The following is a 23,063-nucleotide window of genomic DNA, read 5'->3' as shown; positions in this document are numbered from 1 at the left end:
CGATAATAATAACAGCGATGAATCACGCTAAGGTGCATCGCCTAGGAGGTCTTCATGATCACTCATATCAGTCCTGCCGGTAGTATGGACTTACTTTCTCAACTTGAAGTTGAGCGTCTTAAGAAAACCGCAACCAGCGACCTGTACCAGCTTTACCGTAACTGTACCCTCGCCGTCCTCAATTCTGGGGCACATACCGACAACTCCAAAGAATTACTCGATAAATATCAAGACTTCGACGTCAACGTGATGCGTCGAGAGCGTGGAATTAAGCTTGAACTGATCAATGCGCCAGACCACGCCTTTGTCGATGGCGAAATCATCAAAGGCATTCAAGAGCATCTGTTCTCCGTATTACGTGACATCGTTTACGTCAATATGCACCTCGCTGACAATCAGCGTCTCAACTTAACCAATCCTGCGCATATCACTAACTTAGTATTCGGCATTTTGCGCAATGCTGGCGCTCTCACCCCTGGCATAGAGCCCAACTTAGTCGTTTGTTGGGGTGGTCACTCAATTAATGCCACTGAATACCAATACACCAGGGAGGTAGGTAACGAGCTTGGCCTGCGTGAAATGAACATCTGTACCGGATGTGGGCCTGGTGCAATGGAAGGACCGATGAAAGGCGCTGCCATTGGCCACGCCAAGCAGCGCTATTATGAGCAACGCTACCTCGGTCTGACAGAGCCGTCGATCATAGCCGCTGAGCCACCGAACCCAATTGTCAACGAACTGGTGATCATGCCAGACATCGAAAAACGTCTCGAAGCTTTCGTGCGTATGGCTCATGGCATCGTCATTTTCCCAGGCGGGGCGGGGACTGCCGAAGAATTACTGTATATTCTCGGAATTATGATGCACCCCGATAACAAAGATCAGCCGCTGCAGATAGTGCTGACAGGCCCCAAAGAGAGCGAAGCGTACTTCCGTTCAATTGATCGCTTTGTCGCAGACACACTCGGTGAGCAGGCACAAAAACATTACCAGATAGTCATCGACGATCCCGCCAAAGTCGCTCAAATCATGAAACAAGGCATGGTTGATGTTCGTCAGCACCGCAAAGACAATGGTGATGCATACAGTTTTAGCTGGTCACTCAATATTGAACCTGAGTTCCAAATGCCGTTTGAGCCTACTCATGCCAATATGGCCAGCCTAGATCTACATTTAGACCAACCACCCGAAGCACTGGCCGCTGCACTACGTCGCGCCTTCTCGGGTATCGTTGCCGGGAATGTTAAGTCTGAAGGGATTAGTGAGATTGAACAGCATGGCCCTTACCAACTTGATGGAGACCGCAGTTTGATGGCCAAAATGGATAAACTGCTCAAAGACTTTGTGGCCCAAGACCGTATGAAGCTGCCTGGCGGTAGCGCTTACGAACCTTGCTACCAAATCAAAACGGACAACTAGTGATAAAATACGGTGCATTCGATACAATAAGGGCTTGATGCCCTTATTTTTTTGCTTGTTATGTCGATTCACTTGGTCATTATTGACGCGTTAAATCTGATTCGCCGAGTTCACTCTGCGCAACCCGACCCAACAGAGATAGACCGCACTATCACCACCACTTCGCGCACCTTACACCGAATTATCGATGAAGCACAGCCGACTCATATCATCGCCGTGTTTGACCATCATTTACAGGAAAGAGGCTGGCGAGCCGAGATCCTGCCTGAATACAAGCAAAATCGTAAGCCCATGCCCGAACCTTTGTTGAATGGCCTTGACGCTATTCAAGATGCCTGGTGGGCAATGGGTATCGACTCACTACTGTCTGATGGAGATGAGGCAGACGATTTAGTGGCGACACTGGCGATGAAAGTTGCCCACCACAATGAAAAAGTCACCATTGTTTCAACCGACAAAGGCTATTGCCAACTCTTGTCGCCTACCTTGCAGATCCGCGACTACTTTCAGCATCGCTGGCTCGATGAGCCGTTTATCGCGAAAGAGTTTGGGGTTAAACCGAACCAACTGGCGGATTATTGGGGGCTGACCGGTGTGAGTTCTAGTCAAGTCCCAGGAGTACCGGGCATCGGCCCCAAAGCAGCTAAAGAAATACTCACTCAATTTGAAGATATTGAGCAAGCCTTCGCCAGTGACGAACTGGCACCAAAGTATCGAAAAAAGCTCGACGAGCATATCGATTCAGCACGGCGATGCAAACAGATAGCCGCACTCAAAACCGATATCGCACTCGGCTTTAACCTGCAAGATATTCGTTTTACTGGTCCAAATAAATGAAAAAAGGGTGACGCTATCGGTCACCCTTTTACTATCCACACAGATTACTTATCGACGCTATCTAGGCGAGATATTTGAAAGACACTGGATGTGTACGGTGATCTCTTCACGGTCGTGGTACAGGTGTTTGGCTTGCAGTTTGAACTTCACATCATGTTCACGCAGAAAGATTTTTAAATTCTCGATATCTTCCAACACCTCATCATAGCGACCTTTCATCGGCAGCTTAAGGTTGAAGATAGCCTCTTTTGCCCAACCGCTGATGATCCACTCTCCCATCAATTGCGCGACGCGCGAAGGCTTTTCAATCATGTCACACACCAACCAAGTGACGTTTTTACGCGCTGGCTCAAACTTAAAGCCATCTTCTTGGTGGTGCTTTACTTGGCCCGTATCCATTAGGCTATCTGCCATTAGGCCATTGTCCACAGAGTGGACAAACATCGAGCGCTTCACCAACTGATAAGTCCAACCACCTGGACACGCCCCCAAATCGACGCCCCACATCCCAGCAGCTAATCGCTCATCCCACTCTTCACGCGGGATGAAAACATGAAACGCTTCTTCCAGTTTCAAAGTCGAGCGACTCGGCGCATCTGCAGGGAACTTAAGGCGAGGAATGCCCATAAAGAACTGTGAGTTATTGCTAGTCAACGAGTAGCCGATAAAACAGTGGCCAGGCTCGACAAAACAGATATGCAGGACGGGCTTGTTAGGGCTATCTTTAGCAAACAAAAGACCTTTACCGCGCAGCGCCGGACGCATAGGTACGGTGAACTTACGGCAAAACTTGAGCAACTCTTTCGCTTCGTTGGTGTCTGGCGTTTCAATACGTAAGTCACCACAGCGTGGCATTGCTTCTACTTGCGATAACTGCTCAAGAATAGGCGAGATACGGTCTTCGCGAGGCAGATCGTCAATTTCCGTCGCGACAGCAAACATCTGACGAGCAAAAATCAACGACTTAAAATCTAGATCCTTAACCAGTTTCTGAGCGTCTCCCTCCTGATAGCATTCAAAAATCACAAAGCCACTGTTCTTTTTGAGGCGAGGGAAACCAAACACTTCGAGTTGAGTCGCACGATCTTGAATTTCACCGGCACACTCTTTTTCAAAGCCGCTGCGGCAGTAGAGCATTAACTGTTTCACTGTTTCACCTCTTTAACTTGCAATGCTGCATAGACAAACAGCCCCCAACCTAGCATAAAGGTTACACCACCCAGTGGGGTGACTGGTCCGAACCATTTGATACCAGTCAATGCAAGGGCGTAGAGGCTGCCGCTAAAACAAAAGATGCCGATGATAAAGCAAATTGCCGCGAGGGCGAAATATTTTTGCGCCTTGGCTGGCAGTTTTATTAGCACTAACAAGCCACATAATACAATCGCCAGTGAATGCAGCATCTGATACAAAACCCCGGTATTGAACACATCGATTAAATAAGGCGATAACGTCTGTTTGAGACCGTGCGCGGCAAAAGCACCGAGCGCAACCCCTGTTCCACTCAACGCACCGCCGATGGCGAATAAGGTTTTACTTTGCACCATGATAGACCTCAAGAATAAACGCCGCTAACTGTTCAATCACTCGATCAATATTTCCTGCTTCCGTATGACCAGACGCTTTACGCGGTTTAAAACTATGGTCTCCATCGGGCAAAAATGCCGTGATCACCTGTTCGGAGAGCGTAAACTCAGCAAACTCTTCACGCTTACCGAATGTATCTCGTTCTCCCTGCAAAATAAGGCAAGGTTTAGACAGTTGAGCTAAATGGTCACCTTTATAGTTTTCAGGCTTCCCCGGAGGGTGGAATGGAAAACCCAAACAGGCCACACCCGCTACATTGGGATGGTCAGCGAGCAAACTGGCCATACGCCCTCCCATCGACTTGCCGCCAATCACAATCGGGCCTTGTTGAGCAAACTGCTCAATCACCTCGGTATAAGCCTCAAGCAATTTCGGTGCTCTGTCTGGCGGTCGCTTCTTACCGTCTTGGGCACGCTTTACCATATACGGAAAGTTAAAGCGCACCACTTGAACTCCCTTTTGTGCCAGCCCAGCAGCCACAGCTTGCATAAACGCATGCTCCATCCCGGCTCCCGCGCCGTGAGCGAAGATAAAAACGGGGTCTTGAGTCTGACCATCAATTCGAATCTCACTCATCCAGTAATTCCTCTTGTTCACTCTGCGCCTTGGCTAGCATCCAATCGCGGAAAGTCGCAATCCGGCCCATATCCGCTTGCTTCTCATGACACACCACATAAAACGCATTTTTCGACAGCAAAACTTGATCAAATGGCGCGATCAAACGTCCTGCTTCCAGCTCAGGTTGCGCTAAGACATTATTGCCAAGTGCCACTCCTTGACCGTGCGCAGCGGCTTGCAGCACCATGGTCGAATGGCTAAAAATCGGACCGTGATTCACGTTCAAGCCCTCAATACCGTTTTGCTTAGCAAACTGCTTCCAGTCTTTACGTGAGGTATCATGCAGCAGCGTGTGTTGCTTTAGATCACTTAGAGTTTCTAATGGTTTGTTACCCAAAAGTAATGAAGGTGAACAAAGTGGGATTAAAAATTCTTGATAAAGTTTGTCGGCGCGCAGCCCTGGCCAATTGCCACGGCCATAATAAATAGCCACGTCAACATCATCGGTCAGCGAGCCTTCATCCATATCGACCGCTTTAATCCGCACATCGATGTCAGGCTCTTGCAGGTTAAAATCTGCCAGACGGGGTACCAACCACTGGATAGCAAAACTAGGTGGTAAACTGATAGTTAACGCACCTTTTTCACTACGTTCTAGAACTTTATCAGTCGCCTCTGCTAAGGAAGAGAAGATATCTTTGATATCAAGAAAGTAGCTTTGTCCCTCTTCGGTCAGAAGTAAGGAACGATTGCGCCGACGGAACAACTTCAAACCAAGAAACTCTTCTAGGGCTTTGATTTGGTGACTCACGGCCGCCTGAGTAACAAACAGTTCTTCTGCTGCACGAGTAAAGCTCAAATGACGCGCCGCGGCTTCAAACACTTTTAAAGAGTTTAACGGAGGCAATCTTCTGGACATAGTAGCCCTCTACATATTGGATTAGTTTTTTTTATCTGAAACATTATAAAATGTCCATTGCCTGACGACCAGAGAAATTCTATATTTCATCCCGCAAAGAGAAGTCAGAACGGCTTGATTTGTTTTGAATCAATTGACCACTCTTTGCGATGTTGTGTTTGCAAACTCGTATTTCGAGTTCGGTAGGTTTCTACCAGTTTTGTTTCATGCAGAAACAAAACATATACTTCCTGTATTTATTTTGACCTGTCTGTCAAATTTTTTAGCACCGCCTACATGGCGGTGTTTTTTTATGTTCGCGAAATGTTTCCAGCTTTACTGTTATCCTTGAGACAAAAGCATCATTCGCTATTGATATCACAACCAGACTACGCTCCGACGAAGACGAAAAAGCGCAAACCGAATCAACGGTTTGCGCTTTTAAATTCGCGGAATGAGTCAAACTTACGGGCGGTAGACTTTCACGTTGTTGAAGCCTTGCTCTTGCAGGTAGAGGGCCTGAAGTCGGCTCATCACGCCACGGTCACAGTAAAGCAGGTAAGTTTTAGACTGATCTAGGTCACCAAATTGGGTGCCGAGTTTAAAAAACGGAATATGCTTCACTTCGACGCCGTCGATCTCAAGCGGGTTCTCGTCTTCTTCTTCAGCGCTGCGAATATCGAGTACCACGGCATGCTCTTCAACCGCTTCAACCTGTTCGACTTCAGGTGCGGCTTGTTCGGTCTCTTTAGCAATATCACGAATATCCATCAGGCGGGCATCGTAAACCACTTGCTCAAGGATAGAGAAGTCGAACTTCTCTTCTTCCGCTTCGAGTTTAGCCTTGACTGCTTTCACAGTTGGTTTTTTCGAGATAACACCACAATACTCCGGCATCGTCTTGGCAAAGTCTTCGGTACCGATATCACGGGCTAAGTTGATGATATCTTCTTTGTCCCAGTTGATGAGTGGGCGAAGAATCAAGGTATCTGTCACGTTATCGATATGACGTAGGTTAGTTAATGTCTGGCTTGATACCTGACCTAGCGCTTCTCCTGTCACAAGCGCTTCAATCTTGAACTTTTCGGCAATCATCCCTGCTGCGCGCATAAACATTCGCTTCAGGATCACACCCATCTGGCCATCGTCAACTTTCTCTAAGATCTCGGCCACCACAGGTTCAAAATCGACCGAGATAAAGCGAACTTTCGCCGATGAGCCGTACTTGTTCCACAAATAGTAAGAGACCTGTTTAACACCAATTTCATGCGCAGGGCCACCAAGGTTAAAGAAACAGTAGTGCACCTTTGAGCCACGCTTAATATGCAGGTAGCTTGAGACGCCTGAATCAAAACCACCAGAAATTAGGCTAAGTACGTCTTCTTGGGTGCCCAGAGGGAAACCACCTAGCCCTTTGTGACGAGCGATCACAAGATTGAGTTTTTCATTCACAACTTCAAGTGCCACGGTTTCGTCGGGTTTGCGTAGTTTTACACTGGCACTCTCAATCGCCTGATTAATGCCCCCCCCAACGTAACGCTCAAGCTCGATAGAAGTAAAATCATGTTTTCCGCGACGCTTAGCACGTACAACGAACGTCTTGCCTTCAAGGCGAGCCCGGTTAAGCTCCAGCACTTGTTCAAAAATATCGTGCAAGTCAGTGAACTCAGATTGCTGCACTTCCAGAACATGATGAATACCTGGCGTGTGGGTCAGTACTTCAAGCACCTCTTGGCGATAGTGATCAGACTCTGAAGTCACTTCGATATGATCGCGACGGTTAAATACAGCCACAGACTCTGTGCGACTCTTGATAATGTTGCGGATATTACATTCAAGAATCTTTGTGAAGCGCTTACGCACAGACTCACTTTTTACAAAAATTTCTGGATGGGGCTTAACGATAAATTTCATAATTCACTTCACAAGTTTACAGTTTGGCAGATGTCGCAACTCTAATACCAACCAGGATAAATAGGTGATCCGATATTTATTCTGATGGGTATAGTGAGCTTAGCAGCTTGCGCTGAAGTTAAGCTGCCTCTAAGGGCGCAAGATTATACATGAAGCCATGCCCATAAAAAAGACGAGCGTTTAAGCTCGTCTTTTTATGGATTATTGTTACTGAGGTTAAGGCGATGGCAAGACTGGCACTTCGTCGCTCAGCAATGGTTCACCTTGCATAATGCTGATCTCAACCCGTCGATTGCGCGAGCGCTGCGCTTCGGTGTCATTCGGACCCAGTGGTTCTGTATCGGCCATGCCACGCACGCGTAAGCGCTCATGGTTAAAGCCACGCACCTTTTCCATCTCTTGCGCGACCGACACCGCGCGTTGCGCTGACAAGTCCCAGTTTGAGCGATAAAGCTGCGAGTCTAACCTTTGGTTGTCGGTGTGCCCCGAAACACGCACGATCCCAGGAATGTCTTTGACCAAATCGGCGATTTGTCGCACCAAAGGACGGAACTTAGGCTGCAGGAAAGCCGAGCCTTCAGGAAAGGCGCCTTTCTCGCGGATACGAATATCGATTTGTTGACCGAGGTTTTCAACTTCTACAGCCCCTTGTTCAATCTCTCGCTCCAGAGCTTTCTTAATGCTTTCCATAACGGTTTCAAGCTCTTCCGACATTTGAGCGGCCTGTTGCTGCTGATTGTCAGATTCGGAATTTTGGTTGTTTTGCGTTGAGGTCTCGGGCGATTGACCGCCTGTCAACTTACCTTGGTCACGTTGTGTGCCACCAGCGCGATCCGATTCACCCTCATGAAATTCAAGCGTTTGCTGAGTAATATCAATGGTTTGCTGCATGATAACATCGATAGGTGTCGGCTCAGGACGTCCTGGCCTAAACTCCTGAGCGATAATGCTGGTCCCTTTGGGGATATCTTTGACTTCTAGCCGGTTTTGCACACCAAAGGCGAACTTCATCGAACCTGCGATCTGCTTGAATTTAAGCACATCCATCTCTGAAAACGAGAGCAGCAGAACAAAGAAACACATCAGTAGAGACATCAAGTCAGCAAACGTCCCCATCCACAAGGGCAACCCTGGTGGTGGACATTTACAATCGTTCTCTTCTTCCATTTCGCTTCCTTACTCGTTGTCGACATCGAGTGCGCGTTTACCTTCATTGAGGTAGTTCTTCAGATAGCTATCTATAACGCGGGGGTTTTGGCCGTCTTGAATCGCTAAAACACCGTCCATAATCAGACGGCGATTGAGCTTTTCTTGCTCACGGCGCAGCGACAGTTTGTCTGCAATAGGGAAAAACACCATGTTAGATAAGATGGCGCCATACAAAGTGGTCAAAAGCGCTACCGCCATCGCAGGACCGATAGCCTTAGGGTCATCCATGTTTGACAGCATGGCAACAAGACCCACGAGCGTACCTATCATCCCCATCGCAGGAGCAACGTCACCAAAGGCGCGAAAAACCGCGCCACCAAACTCGTGACGTTCGTCGGTCAGGGCGATATCTTTTTGTAGCGCAGCGCGCACAACGTCAGCATCATGACCGTCCACCAGCAAATCGATGCCTTTTTGCATAAAGCTGTTAGAAATTTCCATCTCTTCTAGCGCGAGAAAGCCCCCTTTGCGGGCGGCATCGGCCATTTCGACCACTTTAGCAATCAGATCCTCAGGCTCATCAGACTTGAACATAAAGGCTTTACCCGCGATCTTGGCGGCGCCAAAAAACTGCCCAATTGTGAACTTCATCAGCACCACGAAGGTTGAGCCGCCAACCACGATAAGAATCGACGTTACGTCGACAAACATCATGATGCTTCCGCCCAGTATCATCGCCATGATAACGAAAGCCAATCCGCCAATCAGTCCTAGCAGCGTCGCTAAATCCACAAAGCACTCCTCATGCTATCTATAAGCTTCTATCAAATTATATCGGCAACATCTTCAGATCTTTAGTATTTTATTGATACTACATTCACATAACTATAGATGTTTGGCACAAGACACATAACGAGACTTTCTCGTTATTGGCTCGTCATGCACTAGTTTAGACCGCTTTATCTCGATTTTTCTGACAAATTTACTCGGTTAAATTTGACCATCATTATCGGCTAAGGTAACTTTCGTCCATCTTTACCTAGGTAGAACAGCTATGGCGAGCAAAAAACCAGAAAACATGACTTTCGAGGCGACAATTGAAGAACTCGATCACATAGTCGAAAACCTCGAAAATGGTGATTTAGCGCTGGATGACGCGCTGAAAAAATTTGAGCGAGGCATTTCACTCGCACGTGCTGGTCAAGCCAAATTAAATGACGCTGAGCAACGCGTGAGCATTCTGTTGCAAAACGATGATAACGCCCCTCTCAGCGACTTTGATACTACGACGGATTAATGGATTAAACCTATGTCTGTTATGCATGAGGCGCTGACCTCTCTTCAACAACGAAACAACGCTCAATTAGAGCAGTGGTTAAAATCATTACCACATCAAAATCTGCCACTGGTCGATGCCATGCGTTATGGCTTATTACTCGGCGGAAAACGTGCTCGCCCTTTTTTAGTCTACATTACCGGGCAAATGCTCGGTTGCACGCTCGATGAGCTCGATACCCCAGCCTCTGCCGTCGAATGCATTCACGCCTATTCCCTGATCCATGACGACTTACCGGCGATGGACGATGACGAACTGCGCCGCGGCCAGCCCACTTGCCATATCAAGTTTGACGAAGCGACTGCGATTCTTACCGGTGATGCCCTTCAAACTCTCGCGTTTACTGTACTGGCAGAAGGTCACTTGAACCCTTCAGCCGAAAATCAACGTATAAAAATGGTCCAGGTCCTGGCAGACGCGTCTGGCGCTAACGGCATGTGCATGGGGCAAGCGTTAGATCTCGCAGCAGAAAACCGCCAGGTAACGCTTGAGGAACTTAAACAGATTCATCGCAACAAAACAGGGGCATTGATAAAAGCCGCCGTACGTCTTGGCGCTTTAGCGTCTGGAAAGAAAGGCGTTGAGGTTCTGCCCCAGTTGGACAAATATGCCGATGCCATAGGCCTCGCATTCCAGGTCCAGGACGACATCTTAGATATCGTCGGTGACACAGAAACCTTAGGTAAGCCGCAAGGTTCTGACCAAGAATTAAACAAAAGCACCTATCCTGCCCTATTGGGCCTAGACGGTGCTATTAACAAAGCTCACACTTTGTTAAATGAAGCACTTCAAGCATTGCAAGCAATCCCATACAATACAGAGTTACTCGAAGAGTTCGCCCGATATGTCATCGAGCGCAAGAACTAACATTATAAGCGCGCAAAACTATGACTCTTGATATTTCAAAGTATCCAACACTGGCTCTAGCAGATACTCCGCAAGAGCTACGTAGCCTTCCCAAAGAAGTGCTGCCGAAGCTGTGTGATGAATTACGCACCTACCTGCTCAACTCTGTTAGTCAGTCTAGTGGTCATCTAGCATCCGGGTTAGGCACCGTTGAGCTCACCGTTGCTCTGCATTATGTTTACAATACGCCGTTTGACCAACTGGTGTGGGATGTAGGCCACCAAGCCTACCCACATAAGATTTTGACGGGTCGCCGTGACAAAATGCCGACCATTCGTCAAAAAGATGGTCTGCATCCATTCCCTTGGCGTGAAGAAAGTGAATATGACACCCTTTCTGTCGGACATTCTTCAACGTCGATCAGTGCCGCTTTAGGTATGGCTATCAGCGCGGCTCAAGAAGCCAACAACCGCAAAGTTGTTAGCGTGATTGGCGATGGTGCGATTACCGCCGGAATGGCCTTTGAAGCGATGAATCACGCTGGTGATGTTCACCCCGATATGCTGGTGATCCTCAACGACAATGAAATGTCGATTTCTGAGAACGTCGGCGCGCTGAACAATCATCTGGCCCAACTGTTATCTGGTAATTTTTATACCTCGATTCGCGAAGGTGGCAAACGTGTTCTCTCAGGTGTGCCCCCGATAAAAGAGTTGGTCCGTCGCACGGAAGAACATCTTAAAGGTATGGTGGTCCCTGGCACCCTATTTGAAGAACTCGGCTTTAACTACATCGGTCCGATTGATGGTCACGATGTCAACGAGCTGGTTAAAACGCTGAAGAATATGCGTGAGCTCAAGGGACCTCAGTTTTTACATATCATGACCAAGAAGGGCAAAGGCTACGAACCAGCCGAGAAAGATCCAATTGGCTATCATGGCGTACCGAAATTTGATCCTAGCCATGACTCCCTCCCTAAGAGCAGTGGCGGTAAACCAAGTTTTTCCAATATCTTCGGCGACTTCTTATGTGACATGGCGGCGCAAGATCCTAAGCTGATGGCAATTACGCCAGCGATGCGCGAAGGCTCAGGTATGGTGCGGTTTTCCAAACAGTATCCTGACCAATATTTTGATGTTGCAATCGCCGAACAACATGCGGTTACTCTAGCAGCCGGAATGGCGATCGCTGGTAACAACCCAATCGTGGCCATTTACTCGACCTTCCTGCAGCGCGGCTACGATCAACTGATTCACGACGTGGCTATCATGAACTTACCTGTTATGGTTGCGATTGACCGCGCTGGTTTGGTCGGGGCTGATGGTCAAACTCACCAAGGTGCGTTCGATCTAAGCTTTATGCGCTGTATTCCGAACATGGTAATCATGGCACCAAGCGACGAAAATGAATGTCGCCAAATGCTTTACACAGGCCACAAACATAATGGGCCGAGTGCGGTTCGCTACCCACGCGGCAGTGGCACTGGCGTTGAAGTCAACAAAGAGTTCACCGCGCTCGACATCGGTAAGGGTCGTTTAGTTCGCCAAGGACAATCAGTCGCGATCCTAAACTTTGGCACTTTTCTCGCCAACGCGCTCGAGGCGGCAGAGCAACTGGATGCCACTGTAGCTGATATGCGTTTTGTTAAACCTCTTGATGAAACGTTAATCCAGCAACTCGCAGAGCAGCATGACGTGCTGGTCACTATCGAGGAAAACGCAATTGCTGGTGGCGCGGGAACGGGCGTGACCGAGTATTTAATGCAAGAGAAACTGCTCAAGCCGGTGCTAAACTTGGGCTTACCTGACCAGTTTATTCATCAAGGGACTCAACAGGAGTTGCATCAAGAACTCCAGCTCGACGCAGAAGGCATTGAAAACGCAATCCGTCGTTATCTTGATAAGTAACCCACGAGCGATAATAGGAAGCCCTCAAATGAGGGCTTTTTACGTAGTTAACCAGGTGTTGACCAACCAAATTCACTACACAAATGTCGCCAAGTTTGATCCACTCCAGCTTTAATCACGACCTTTTCTCCACTGAACGGATGCACAAATTCAAGGCGAGAGGCGTGAAGTAACAATCGATGCGAATCATACACTTCTCGGTAAAGTTTATTGTGTTTGCCATCACCATGAGAGGTATCGCCGACGATGGGATGCCTTAAGTGTGCCATATGACGTCGTAATTGATGTTTACGTCCAGTCAGTGGTTTGAGTTCCATCAAACAGTAGCGAGTTGTAGCAAACTTGCCCGTAGAATACGGCACCTCCACTTTGGCAAGCGGTGCATAGTCCGTTACCGCCTCTTGGGCTTCTTTTTCTTGGCTGGCGTGTTTATCTGCAAATTTATCCAGTTCAACTTTGAGCGGATAGTCGAGCGTGCCCGGCAGCTCAATCCAACCTCGCACGATGGCATGGTAAGTTTTTTCCATCTCATGATTGGCAAACATCGGCATCACCTGCGAAGCAACCTCACTCGACAAGGCAAAAATTAACACGCCAGAGGTTGGCCTATCCAAACGGTGCAATGGAAAGACATGTTGACCAATTTGATCACGTAAAGTTTGCATCACGAACTGAGTTTCGTGTTTATCCAGCCAACTACGATGGACTAACATGCCTGCCGGCTTATTAACGGCGACAAAGGCATCGTCTTGGTAGATGATCTCAAGCATGGCAACATACCTCGTCAATTTTACGAATCGTCTCAACGATTAGTGATAGCTCAGGCCGCAGCTTCCAGCTCTCTTCAAAATAGGCAACCATTGAGAAGCCCGATGGTAACGGTTGTTGGCGCTCTAGCAATAAACGCATACGAGGCACAAAAATCCACTGCAGCCACTCTTGTGGGGCGAGTGTATCGACAGCAAAAGGCTGCTGGCTAGCGAGCGCTTGTTCACTTGGAGGGGAAACTTGCCAACATGCATGCGCACGCAGCTGTTGTTCTAAAACGTCGATTAACTCGACTAATTGTTGCTGATTCGTCATTAATCTTTTATTGAGGCCTTGAAAATGGCTCTAAGGGTACCATTTATAGAGGAAAGAAAGTTAGGACAATTCGTCGATGGAAACCATTCATACTCTCACCCAGTTGCTGACCGACAGTCAATGCCAGTACCAAGTCTATGATCTCGGGCGCCGCATAAAAACAATAGATGCCAAAACCTTCGCCGACGCTGAGCAAGGATTACTGCCTTATCCCTACCCTTTGCAACGTAAAGCGCACCTTGCCATTGCTTATTGGAATCAGGCACAGCAGCCGTGGATTTGGTTTCTCAAGTTTGATCTCGACGAACGAGGTCTGTTAAAGCAAGCCAGTATTGGTCATTTTCTTAAGTACGTAATTGAAGCGATGGGGACACGTATCAATCAAGAGATGACAGAAGAACAACAAGAGAAGCTGGCCAACAACCCTTACACCTTCAAGCCCGCAGAAGACAAAATGGCGGTGTTTCATAGCCAAGTGCGTGCAAGCCTTAACTTACCCTGCAGTCAGTACTACGAGCATGCCCAACATTACTTTTCAGGCGGCCTTGAATGGGATAAGTGGCATACGGTTGGCCTTCAAGGGGTCACTGATATTTGCGCTCGCCTTGGGCAAGAACAAAATGGGGTTAATGTGCGTAAAGCGCTAAAGCACCTCCCTAACGAACCTCTGTATGCCCTACTTGGCGCACTAGAGCATACCAACTTGCCAGAAAAACTTGCGGGTAACCTAGCCGACTTGACCTTACAGCAAATCGAAAGCAATCAACCCGATCTATTTCTACTCTCAGCGTTGACCCGTGCTTTATCTGGTGCAGAAGAAGCTATCACCAAGCCAATTGTCGATCGTATCCTCGCCAGCCCACGCCTTAGTCATCAAGAAGTATTGATTGGGATCGCTGGGCGTTGCTGGCATTGGCTAAGTGATGCAAGCACCGCCGAACAGTTTTTACTTCGTTTAGCTCAAACTGGCAACCAAGCGCTCTTTAACCAACTATTCGCCGACCTCGTTATGCTACCGGAGCTGAGAATGGTCCTGTTGCCTCTGTTGCACTCTAGTCCATCACCAGAACTCGCTCAAGCACTTGTCAGCTTGCAACAAGCGACCAAGGCCTAACTATGATTGATGACCTGATTGCGATTCTAGCACTTAGCGTTGTTTGCATGATTTTTTGGCAGCAACGCCGCCAAGCTGAAACCGTGAAAAGTATCGCGCTTAGAAAATGTAATCAGTTGGACCTACAGCTTATTAGTGTCGCGCTCAAAGGTCATAAACTCAAAACGCCAGATGGAATCTGGCGTTGGCATTCTGTATATCAGTTTGAATTTTCTGCGCTCGGAGATGACTGTTATCAAGGCACCATTATCATGCAAGGTTATCAACTAATGAGAGTGGATCTACCACCGCATCGGATGTAAATAGATACTGGTTATAAGGACCAAATGTATCCTGCTTACTCGCTCGCCAATGAAAACCGAGCTTAGTTAAAATCCTCATTGATGGCTGATGATCAGTATTGGCCGTTGCCGTTACGCGTGTTAAGTTCAAATCGCGTAAGGCCTTGGGGAAAAAGGCGAGTAGTACTTCACTTGCTAGACCTCTTCCCCAGTAATCTTTATCAAAGATAAATCCTAACTCGGGTTCGCTATCTAAATCGCAGATAAACACATGTCCCATGTATTCACGACTATGACTATCTAACACTGCCATAGAATAGATATTACGGTCATTGAGTACCTTATTGAATAACTGTTTTGCTGAAGAAACAGTATGCGCACCGTTCATTTGTGCTCGATTAATGGCACAGCAGTTCAACAAAAGAAATTCTGATTGTAGTGATTCGTTATATGGCACTAATAACGAACGGCGAGTCACAATAGTCATGACACATCCTTGTTAACAGCAAATAATGTCTCGAAAACAAAGCCGAAAAATAAACCAACTGAGGGCAACCATTATTGATCTGGGTTGTTTAAGTTCATTGTTATTCTTATTTTTAGTTAAGGTGAGATCTAAGAAAGCCCCGACACATGCGTATCGGGGCTATAGTCTTACTCGCAGCAGTCCGGCTACTAAAAATGCTCCATGCATCTTCCTTAATAGCAACTGAGTCCTTCAGTCCAAATCCTTACGTCGCCTTCCTAGCGGTGTCCTAATCATCCTGATCGCTCACTGTCCTAGTCAGCGTCCATCACTTGTTCCTTGAGCGGTGTCCTTGGTATCATCCTGATACTGTCCTGACCTCATCCTAGAGGTGTCCATTGTCTTCCTTGCCACTCACATCCTGTCAGTGAAAGTATCCTTACAATGTCCTTTCGCTCCATGCTTGATCGACATTCCTCGTCAACCAATCTTCATCCTGAAGTGTCCCAATCCTTGGTATTTCCTGTTCCGTATCAGCATCCTACCGACATCTTCAATTTACTCCAATGAGCCGATTAGACAATGAGCCCCACAACATCCCTAACTAGAAACAAAATCGCAACAACTATAAATGCTTAATATTTTCAATGATATAGAAACAATTACATCACTATTACCATGGTGCAAACACACTTTTTCTCACAACAGATGTGAGAAATCTCGCACACGCCATTTCTTAATTTTCCATTAGTCAATTAAGACTAAGCTGAGTATGATTGTGACATTAAGTACACAGGAGGTTTATATGCTGACCCAAGACGTTAGCCAAGAGTTGAAAGATATCCTTGAACAATTGCATTCAGAAGGGAAAGAGCCGACCGTTGCACTGGTTAAAGCGCGTTTAAGTACTTCCGTTCCAATGCCAGCTTTGATAACAACGCTGAAAAGTTGGAAGAGTTCCAATCGTGTACCAAAAGTTGAAGTAGCGGCGAAAAAAGAAGTCACCGACGCTGAACGAATTAAAAATTTAGAAAAGCAGGTCGCTGATCTCACCGCAAGACTGGTTGCGATTGAGAAGAAGTTTGAGAGTTAGAGCTTAATCTCAACCGTCACTCTCCTAAGGGAACAGCAACGAATTGGGAGTCCCTCAAAACAAGTAGAGATTTCTTACTCTCTCCTTTGTCGTTCTAAGGAATGACAAATATTTATCGAGCAAGATAATAAAAAGGCTTGGCACATCGCCAAGCCTTTGTCATTCAAGCAGGTGAGATTACCAGCCTGTGATTTCGCGTAGACCTTGACCGATGTCTGCAAGAGACTTAACTGTCTTAACGCCTGCCGCTTCTAGAGCTGCAAACTTGTCTTCCGCAGTACCTTTACCACCAGAGATGATAGCGCCAGCGTGGCCCATACGCTTACCTGGAGGAGCTGTCACACCTGCAATGTAAGAAACCACTGGCTTAGTGACGTTCTCTTTGATGAACGCTGCTGCTTCTTCTTCTGCAGTACCGCCGATTTCACCAATCATGACGATCGCTTCTGTTTCAGGGTCTTCTTGGAACAGTTTTAGGATATCAATGAAGTTTGAACCTGGGATTGGGTCACCACCGATACCAACACAAGTCGACTGACCAAAACCTTCATCTGTGGTTTGCTTAACCGCTTCGTAGGTTAGTGTACCTGAACGTGAAACAATACCCACTTTACCTTTCTTGTGGATGTGACCTGGCATGATACCGATCTTACACTCGTCTGGCGTAATTAGACCCGGACAGTTAGGACCGATCATGCGAACGCCAGTTTCTTCTAGCTTCACTTTTACGTCGATCATATCCGTTGTAGGGATACCTTCAGTGATGGTTACGATTAGTTCGATGCCCGCATCAATCGCTTCTAGAATTGCATCTTTACAGAAAGGTGCTGGAACGTAGATAACGGTTGCTGTTGCACCAGTCGCTTCTACGGCTTCGCGGACTGTGTTGAATACAGGAAGACCAAGGTGAGTTTGACCACCTTTACCAGGAGACACACCACCAACCATCTGTGTGCCGTATGCAATAGCTTGCTCTGAGTGGAAAGTACCCTGACCACCAGTGAAACCCTGACAGATTACTTTGGTGTCTTTATTAATTAGTACAGACATTATTTGCCCTCCGCAGCAGCAACAACTTTCTGAGCTGCGTCAGTTAGCGACTCAGCTGCAATGATATCAACATCAGAATTAGCAAGAACTTCGCGACCTAGGTCTGCGTTAGTCCCTTCTAGACGAACAACGACTGGTACGCTTACACCTACCTCTTTAACCGCACCGATAATACCTTCAGCGATCATGTCACAACGTACGATACCACCGAAGATGTTTACTAGTACTGCTTTCACATTGTCATCAGACAGGATGATCTTGAATGCTTCTGCTACACGCTCTTTGGTTGCGCCGCCACCTACGTCGAGGAAGTTAGCAGGTTTGCCGCCGTGTAGGTTTACGATATCCATCGTACCCATTGCCAGGCCTGCACCGTTAACCATACAGCCAACGTTACCGTCTAGTGCTACGTAGTTCAGTTCCCACTGAGCTGCGTGCGCTTCACGCTCATCTTCTTGTGATGGATCATGCATTTCACGTAGTTTAGGCTGACGGTACATCGCGTTAGAGTCGATGTTGATCTTACCGTCTAGACACAGCAGGTTGCCCTCGCCAGTAATGACAAGAGGGTTGATCTCTAGTAGAGCAAGGTCGTACTGAGAGAACATGTTGCCAAGACCCATGAAGATCTTAACAAATTGTTTGATTTGGTCGCCTTCAAGACCCAGTTTGAACGCAAGTTCACGGCCTTGGTATGCTTGAGGACCGACTAGTGGATCGATAGCGGCTTTGTGAATCAACTCTGGCGTTTCTTCTGCAACTTTCTCGATTTCAACACCACCTTCAGTCGATGCCATGAATACAACTTTACGAGTTGCACGGTCAACCACTGCGCCTAGATACAGTTCGTTAGCAATGTTTGATGCTTCTTCAACTAGGATTTTAGTAACTGGCTGACCATTTGCGTCTGTTTGGTAAGTGACTAGGTTCTTACCTAACCACTTTTGAGCGAACTCTTTCACGCCATCTTTTGTATCGTGAAGTTCAACACCACCTGCTTTACCACGTCCACCTGCGTGAACCTGACATTTAACGACTTTCTTCTCCGTAGAGATACGACCAGCCGCTTCAAAAGCTTCTTGTGGTGTATCACACGCGTAACCTTCCGGTACAGGCAAACCGAATTCTGCAAACAGCTGTTTGGCTTGGTATTCATGCAAATTCATTTTGATATTCCGTTTATTTTCCCTTAAGGGATTATTATTTCCATAACGTCGCAACATAGTGCAAAACGTCTGTAGGGTCTTCTCAAATAAATCGATGTTCGTCAAAACAACAATTTATGTGAAGGCCAGACAGTTGAGCTAGTCTAGCCATTGAAACTATCGAACGTCTAGCTAGCCGAGCCAACTAGACGTTTTAGCGATACTAAACGTCTAATAGCAGACGCGCTGGATCTTCTAGCAGCTCTTTAATCGTCACTAGGAAACCTACTGACTCACGGCCATCGATTAGACGGTGGTCGTAAGAGAGCGCTAGGTACATCATTGGTAGAATTTCTACTTTGCCATCAACCGCCATCGGACGCTCTTGGATCTTGTGCATACCAAGAATTGCCGATTGTGGTGGGTTGATGATAGGCGTTGACATTAGAGAGCCAAATACACCACCATTCGTGATAGTGAAGTTACCACCCATTAGCTCGTCTACTGTTAACTTGCCATCGCGCCCCTTGATTGCGAGCTCTTTGATGCCTTTTTCTACGTCTGCAAAACCTAGCGTGTCACAGTCTTTAAGAACTGGTGTGACTAGACCACGTGGCGTGGAGACGGCCATGCTAATGTCGAAGTAGTTGTGGTAAACGATATCATCACCATCGATAGATGCGTTCACTTCAGGATAACGTTTTAGCGCTTCTGTTACGGCTTTGACGTAGAAAGACATGAAGCCTAAACGGATACCATGGCGCTCTTCGAACTGGTCTTTATACTGCTTACGAAGATCCATGATTGGCTTCATGTTGACTTCGTTGAACGTTGTCAGCATTGCCGTATTGTTCTTCGCTTCTAGCAGGCGGTTAGCCACCGTCTTGCGCAGGCGAGTCATAGGAACACGTTTCTGACTACGTGCAGCCGCAGGCGCTTCAACAGCAGCTGGTGCTTCTGCTTTTGCGTCTGCTTTCGCACTCGCTAGATGCGCTTCAATATCTTCACGGGTGATTCGACCACCAACACCAGACCCTTTAACTTGACTCGCTTCAAGGTTGTGTTCTGCCAGTAGGCGACGAACTGCTGGGCTTAGTGCATCATTGCTCTCTTCAGTCAATGCCGCTTTATGACGCTTATCAGGTGAAGCTTCTGTCGCTTCAGTTTTATCTGCGGTTGGCTCTCCCGCAACGGCACCTGGTTTCAGCTTTGCAATAAGCTGCTTAGAAAGTACGGTTGCACCTTCTTCTTCGATGATCGCTTCTAGAACACCGGCTTCAGGCGCGGGTACTTCAAGCACCACTTTATCTGTTTCGATATCTACAAGCACCTCGTCACGCTCTACTGCGTCACCAGGTTGTTTATGCCATGTTGCCACTGTTGCGTCAGCAACCGATTCAGGTAAATCTGGAACCAGAATTTCAATTGTCATATCTGTTTCTTCCTTTAACTTCTAGTTCTTAGTTCGAAGTTTCTTTGTTCAGGGTAAGAGCGTCTTCAACCAACGCTTTTTGTTGTTTCAAGTGCACTGACATATAACCAACGGCAGGGGATGCCGACGCAGGGCGACCCGCGTACTTAAGATCAGCACCTGCTGGAATCGCAGCGCGGAAGTTATGCTGGCTACAGTACCAAGCGCCTTGGTTTTGAGGCTCTTCCTGACACCAAACAAAGTCTTCAACATTGGTGTATTGCTCAATTGCAGCTTTCACTTCTTCCATTGGGAACGGGTATAGCTGTTCAATACGAACAATCGCGACATCGTCCTGTTCATTGTTACGACGCTGCTCTAGCAGATCGAAATACACTTTACCTGAACAGAATACAACGCGTTTCACCTTAGCAGCTTCTAGGTCATCAATCTCACCGATCGCTGCTTGGAACGTGCCCTCAGCCAATTCTTCAATGGTTGAAGTACATAGCGGATGACGTAGCAGAGATTTCGGAGACATAACCACTAGAGGACGGCGCATAGGCCTTACAACCTGACGACGAATCATGTGGTAAACCTGAGCGGGTGTTGATGGCACAACAACCTGCATGTTTTGTTCAGCACAAAGCTGAAGATAGCGCTCTAGACGAGCCGATGAGTGCTCTGGTCCCTGACCTTCGTAGCCATGAGGCAGCAGCATGGTTAGGCCACACAAGCGGGCCCACTTCTGCTCACCTGATGAGATAAATTGGTCAATCACCACCTGAGCACCATTGGCAAAATCACCAAACTGCGCTTCCCAAATTGTTAAACCGCTTGGCTCAGCTGTAGCGTAGCCGTATTCAAACGCTAACACCGCCTCTTCGGACAAAACTGAATCGAAAACTTCGAACGGCCCTTGCTTATCATGAACATTGGCTAAAGGTACATAGGTACTGGCATCATTTTGGTTGTGCAGTACTGAGTGACGGTGGAAGAAAGTACCACGGCCTGAATCTTGGCCCGAAATACGGATACGTTTACCGTCATCGACTAGGGTTGCGTAAGCCAAGGTCTCGGCCATACCCCAATCAATCGCTTTCTCACCGCTTAACATTGCCATACGGTCGTTGTATAGCTTGTTAACACGGCTTTGTAGTTTATGGCTTTCCGGATACTGACAAATTCTATGACCCAACTCGATTAAACGATTTTTATCGAACTGACTCTTCCATTCTACGTCCCAGTCATGCCCTAAATAAGGTGACCAGTCGACAGAATGCAATGCCATTGGGCGCCACTCTTTCACTACAACCTCACCGCGATCCAGCGCATCACGGTATTCGTTGACCATTTGTGTGGCCGTATCAATACCAAAATCACCACGTTCCATAAGTACGTCTGCATATAGCTTACGAGGCGTCGGGTGCTTCTTGATTTTTTGATACATCAGAGGTTGAGTTGCGTTTGGCTCATCCGCTTCGTTGTGACCATGACGGCGGTAACAAACCAGATCAATCACCACATCGCGTTTGAACTCGTTGCGGTAATCCAGTGCGATTCGAGTGACAAAAGCGACGGCCTCTGGGTCATCAGCATTCACGTGGAATATTGGCGCCTGTACCATTTTCGCGATGTCAGTACAGTACATGGTAGAACGCGTATCATGAGGGTTCGATGTGGTAAAGCCCACTTGGTTATTGACGACGATACGTACCGTACCTCCGACGCGGAAACCACGAGCTTGCGACATATTGAAGGTCTCTTGTACGACCCCTTGACCCGCAACCGCGGAGTCACCGTGAATCGTAATCGGAAGAACCGTCGCGCCCTCATTATCGCCTAATCTGTCTTGACGCGCGCGTACCGAGCCAATAACTACAGGGTTAACGATTTCTAAGTGCGATGGGTTAAATGCCAATGCTAGGTGAACATCACCACCAGGGGTAGCAAAGTCAGCAGAGAAGCCTTGGTGATATTTAACATCCCCAGTGCCCCATGTTTCGTCGTGTTTACCAGCAAACTCGTCAAACAAATCTTGAGGCTTTTTGCCCAATACATTGACAAGCATATTGAGGCGACCACGGTGTGCCATCCCAATAACAACCTCACGCATACCACTTTTACCTGCGTGACGGATCAGCTCTTTTGTCATTGGAATTAGCGCATCGCCACCTTCCAATGAAAAACGCTTAGCACCTGGAAACTTAGCTCCCAGGTAACGCTCAAGACCTTCTGCTGCGGTTAACTCTTCTAGGAATTCTCGTTTTTCTTCTTGACTGAACGATGGTTGACCGACCACTGATTCGAGACGTTGTTGAATCCAACGCTTCTGTTCAGTATCTGTCATGTGCATATATTCAGCACCAATAGAGCCACAGTAGATTTTTTGCAGGGAAGAGTGAATATCTTTCAATTTCATGGTTTCTTTGCCAATCGCAAATGAACCAACGTTGAAAGTTTCTTCAAGGTCATCTTGAGTGAGAGTGTGGAATGTGGGGTCAAGCTCCGCCACAGTTGGACGTTGCCATAGACCTAGAGGGTCAAGCTGAGCCGCTTCATGACCTCGGAAGCGGTAAGCATTGATTAATTGAAGTACTTTTACCTGTTTAGCGTCGACATCAGGATCACTAACTTGGACATTGTAATGCTTCGTTTCTTGAGCGAGTCGTCGGAAGTAGTCACGGACACGTGAATGAGGTTGTTCAACCACCTCATCTGATGGCTTAGGCAAGCCCTCAAATACACGTTTCCACTCCTCACTTACCAGATCGGGGTCACTTAGATACAGTTCGTAGAGGTCCTCTACATACGTTGCATTGGCGCCAGCCAAGTGTGAAGACTCGAGCCACGCCTTCATCACGCCGTTGTGCATATTTTCCCTTAACCAGTAGTTTTCACGTTTGCTGCGGTCTTTCGCCGAGCTATTAAGAGCCGACCCAGAGTGGGCCGGCAATTTTATATTCGAT

Annotated in this window: 22 protein-coding genes; 8 read left to right on the top strand and 14 right to left on the bottom strand. The window is 47.4% G+C overall.

The genetic code is table 11. The annotated features are described in order from the left end of the window. Positions 1-54: 54 nt before the first annotated feature. Positions 55-1,419 carry a nucleotide 5'-monophosphate nucleosidase PpnN gene (gene ppnN / locus FCU94_RS04185; RefSeq protein ID WP_176287284.1) on the top strand — a complete coding sequence of 455 codons (1,365 nt, stop codon included), beginning with the start codon at positions 55-57 and terminating at the stop codon, positions 1,417-1,419. A gap of 60 nt (positions 1,420-1,479) precedes the next feature. After that, positions 1,480-2,256, top strand: a complete 777-nt coding sequence (gene xni / locus FCU94_RS04180) for a flap endonuclease Xni (RefSeq protein ID WP_176287283.1) — start codon at positions 1,480-1,482, stop codon at positions 2,254-2,256. 57 nt (positions 2,257-2,313) lie between these two features. On the opposite strand, the gene rlmM is transcribed toward xni, so the two are convergent. From rlmM to pomA, 7 genes are all read right to left on the bottom strand, one after another. Beyond that, a complete protein-coding gene (rlmM, locus tag FCU94_RS04175) occupies positions 2,314-3,405 on the bottom strand; it encodes a 23S rRNA (cytidine(2498)-2'-O)-methyltransferase RlmM (RefSeq protein WP_176287282.1) in 1,092 nt (363 codons plus the stop codon). After that, complete coding sequence (locus FCU94_RS04170) at positions 3,402-3,803, bottom strand: DUF423 domain-containing protein (RefSeq protein ID WP_217906341.1); 402 nt, start codon at positions 3,801-3,803, stop codon at positions 3,402-3,404. Before FCU94_RS04170 ends, rlmM begins: the two co-directional genes overlap by 4 nt. Further along, complete coding sequence (locus FCU94_RS04165) at positions 3,790-4,419, bottom strand: alpha/beta fold hydrolase (RefSeq protein WP_176287281.1); 630 nt, start codon at positions 4,417-4,419, stop codon at positions 3,790-3,792. Before FCU94_RS04165 ends, FCU94_RS04170 begins: the two co-directional genes overlap by 14 nt. After that, positions 4,412-5,320 carry a transcriptional regulator GcvA gene (locus tag FCU94_RS04160; RefSeq protein ID WP_176287280.1) on the bottom strand — a complete coding sequence of 303 codons (909 nt, stop codon included), beginning with the start codon at positions 5,318-5,320 and terminating at the stop codon, positions 4,412-4,414. The genes FCU94_RS04165 and FCU94_RS04160 overlap by 8 nt, the downstream gene beginning before the upstream one ends. A gap of 444 nt (positions 5,321-5,764) precedes the next feature. Then, positions 5,765-7,213 (bottom strand): tRNA uracil 4-sulfurtransferase ThiI, encoded by a 1,449-nt coding sequence (gene thiI, locus FCU94_RS04155; protein WP_176287279.1) that lies wholly within the window; start codon positions 7,211-7,213, stop codon positions 5,765-5,767. A gap of 216 nt (positions 7,214-7,429) precedes the next feature. Beyond that, positions 7,430-8,380, bottom strand: coding sequence for a flagellar motor protein MotB (locus FCU94_RS04150; protein ID WP_176287278.1), 951 nt, complete (start codon positions 8,378-8,380; stop codon positions 7,430-7,432). Between the two features lie 9 nt (positions 8,381-8,389). Then, entirely contained in the window at positions 8,390-9,154 is a 765-nt protein-coding gene (pomA, locus tag FCU94_RS04145) for a flagellar motor protein PomA (RefSeq protein ID WP_176287277.1), read from the bottom strand. A 262-nt stretch (positions 9,155-9,416) separates the two neighbouring features. On the opposite strand from pomA, the gene xseB reads away from it, so the two are divergent. Genes xseB through dxs form a run of 3 tightly spaced genes read left to right on the top strand, consistent with a single transcriptional unit; the run spans position 9,417 to position 12,451 of the window. Beyond that, on the top strand, positions 9,417-9,659 hold the full coding sequence (gene xseB, locus FCU94_RS04140) for an exodeoxyribonuclease VII small subunit (protein WP_176287276.1): 243 nt from the start codon (positions 9,417-9,419) through the stop codon (positions 9,657-9,659). 21 nt (positions 9,660-9,680) lie between these two features. Beyond that, a complete protein-coding gene (gene ispA / locus FCU94_RS04135; RefSeq protein ID WP_176287604.1) occupies positions 9,681-10,565 on the top strand; it encodes a (2E,6E)-farnesyl diphosphate synthase in 885 nt (294 codons plus the stop codon). Between the two features lie 20 nt (positions 10,566-10,585). Beyond that, the gene (gene dxs / locus FCU94_RS04130) at positions 10,586-12,451 is read left to right on the top strand and encodes a 1-deoxy-D-xylulose-5-phosphate synthase (protein ID WP_176287275.1); all 1,866 of its coding nucleotides are present in this window, start codon (positions 10,586-10,588) and stop codon (positions 12,449-12,451) included. Between the two features lie 47 nt (positions 12,452-12,498). On the opposite strand, the gene truC is transcribed toward dxs, so the two are convergent. Together truC and FCU94_RS04120 are read right to left on the bottom strand one after the other, a co-directional pair. After that, on the bottom strand, positions 12,499-13,221 hold the full coding sequence (gene truC, locus FCU94_RS04125; RefSeq protein WP_176287274.1) for a tRNA pseudouridine(65) synthase TruC: 723 nt from the start codon (positions 13,219-13,221) through the stop codon (positions 12,499-12,501). Further along, positions 13,214-13,534: a YqcC family protein gene (locus FCU94_RS04120; protein WP_176287273.1), complete on the bottom strand. Its 321-nt coding sequence runs from the start codon at positions 13,532-13,534 to the stop codon at positions 13,214-13,216. Before FCU94_RS04120 ends, truC begins: the two co-directional genes overlap by 8 nt. 76 nt (positions 13,535-13,610) lie before the next feature. On the opposite strand from FCU94_RS04120, the gene FCU94_RS04115 reads away from it, so the two are divergent. Both FCU94_RS04115 and FCU94_RS04110 read left to right on the top strand, forming a co-directional pair. Beyond that, positions 13,611-14,648: a DUF3549 family protein gene (locus tag FCU94_RS04115; RefSeq protein ID WP_176287272.1), complete on the top strand. Its 1,038-nt coding sequence runs from the start codon at positions 13,611-13,613 to the stop codon at positions 14,646-14,648. A gap of 2 nt (positions 14,649-14,650) precedes the next feature. After that, positions 14,651-14,950, top strand: coding sequence for a DUF3301 domain-containing protein (locus tag FCU94_RS04110; RefSeq protein WP_176287271.1), 300 nt, complete (start codon positions 14,651-14,653; stop codon positions 14,948-14,950). Here FCU94_RS04110 and FCU94_RS04105 read toward each other — a convergent pair. After that, on the bottom strand, positions 14,898-15,416 hold the full coding sequence (locus FCU94_RS04105) for a GNAT family N-acetyltransferase (protein ID WP_176287270.1): 519 nt from the start codon (positions 15,414-15,416) through the stop codon (positions 14,898-14,900). The genes FCU94_RS04110 and FCU94_RS04105 overlap by 53 nt on opposite strands. Positions 15,417-16,200: 784 nt before the next feature. On the opposite strand from FCU94_RS04105, the gene FCU94_RS04100 reads away from it, so the two are divergent. Then, on the top strand, positions 16,201-16,488 hold the full coding sequence (locus FCU94_RS04100) for a hypothetical protein (RefSeq protein WP_176287269.1): 288 nt from the start codon (positions 16,201-16,203) through the stop codon (positions 16,486-16,488). A 177-nt stretch (positions 16,489-16,665) separates the two neighbouring features. On the opposite strand, the gene sucD is transcribed toward FCU94_RS04100, so the two are convergent. The 4 genes from sucD to sucA form a co-directional block, all read right to left on the bottom strand. Then, positions 16,666-17,538 (bottom strand): succinate--CoA ligase subunit alpha, encoded by an 873-nt coding sequence (sucD, locus tag FCU94_RS04095; RefSeq protein ID WP_176287268.1) that lies wholly within the window; start codon positions 17,536-17,538, stop codon positions 16,666-16,668. Continuing rightward, positions 17,538-18,704 carry an ADP-forming succinate--CoA ligase subunit beta gene (gene sucC, locus FCU94_RS04090; protein ID WP_004744517.1) on the bottom strand — a complete coding sequence of 389 codons (1,167 nt, stop codon included), beginning with the start codon at positions 18,702-18,704 and terminating at the stop codon, positions 17,538-17,540. Before sucC ends, sucD begins: the two co-directional genes overlap by 1 nt. Before the next feature lie 202 nt (positions 18,705-18,906). Further along, positions 18,907-20,115 (bottom strand): 2-oxoglutarate dehydrogenase complex dihydrolipoyllysine-residue succinyltransferase, encoded by a 1,209-nt coding sequence (odhB, locus tag FCU94_RS04085; protein ID WP_176287267.1) that lies wholly within the window; start codon positions 20,113-20,115, stop codon positions 18,907-18,909. Positions 20,116-20,143: 28 nt separating this feature from the next. After that, positions 20,144-22,969, bottom strand: coding sequence for a 2-oxoglutarate dehydrogenase E1 component (gene sucA, locus FCU94_RS04080; RefSeq protein WP_176287266.1), 2,826 nt, complete (start codon positions 22,967-22,969; stop codon positions 20,144-20,146). Between the last annotated feature and the right edge of the window lie 94 nt (positions 22,970-23,063).

The sequence above is a fragment of the Vibrio sp. JPW-9-11-11 genome, from assembly GCF_013369335.1.
Classification (GTDB): domain Bacteria; phylum Pseudomonadota; class Gammaproteobacteria; order Enterobacterales; family Vibrionaceae; genus Vibrio.
The sequence above is the reverse complement of the archived record's forward strand: the minus strand, read 5'-3'. Positions and strand labels throughout refer to the sequence as shown.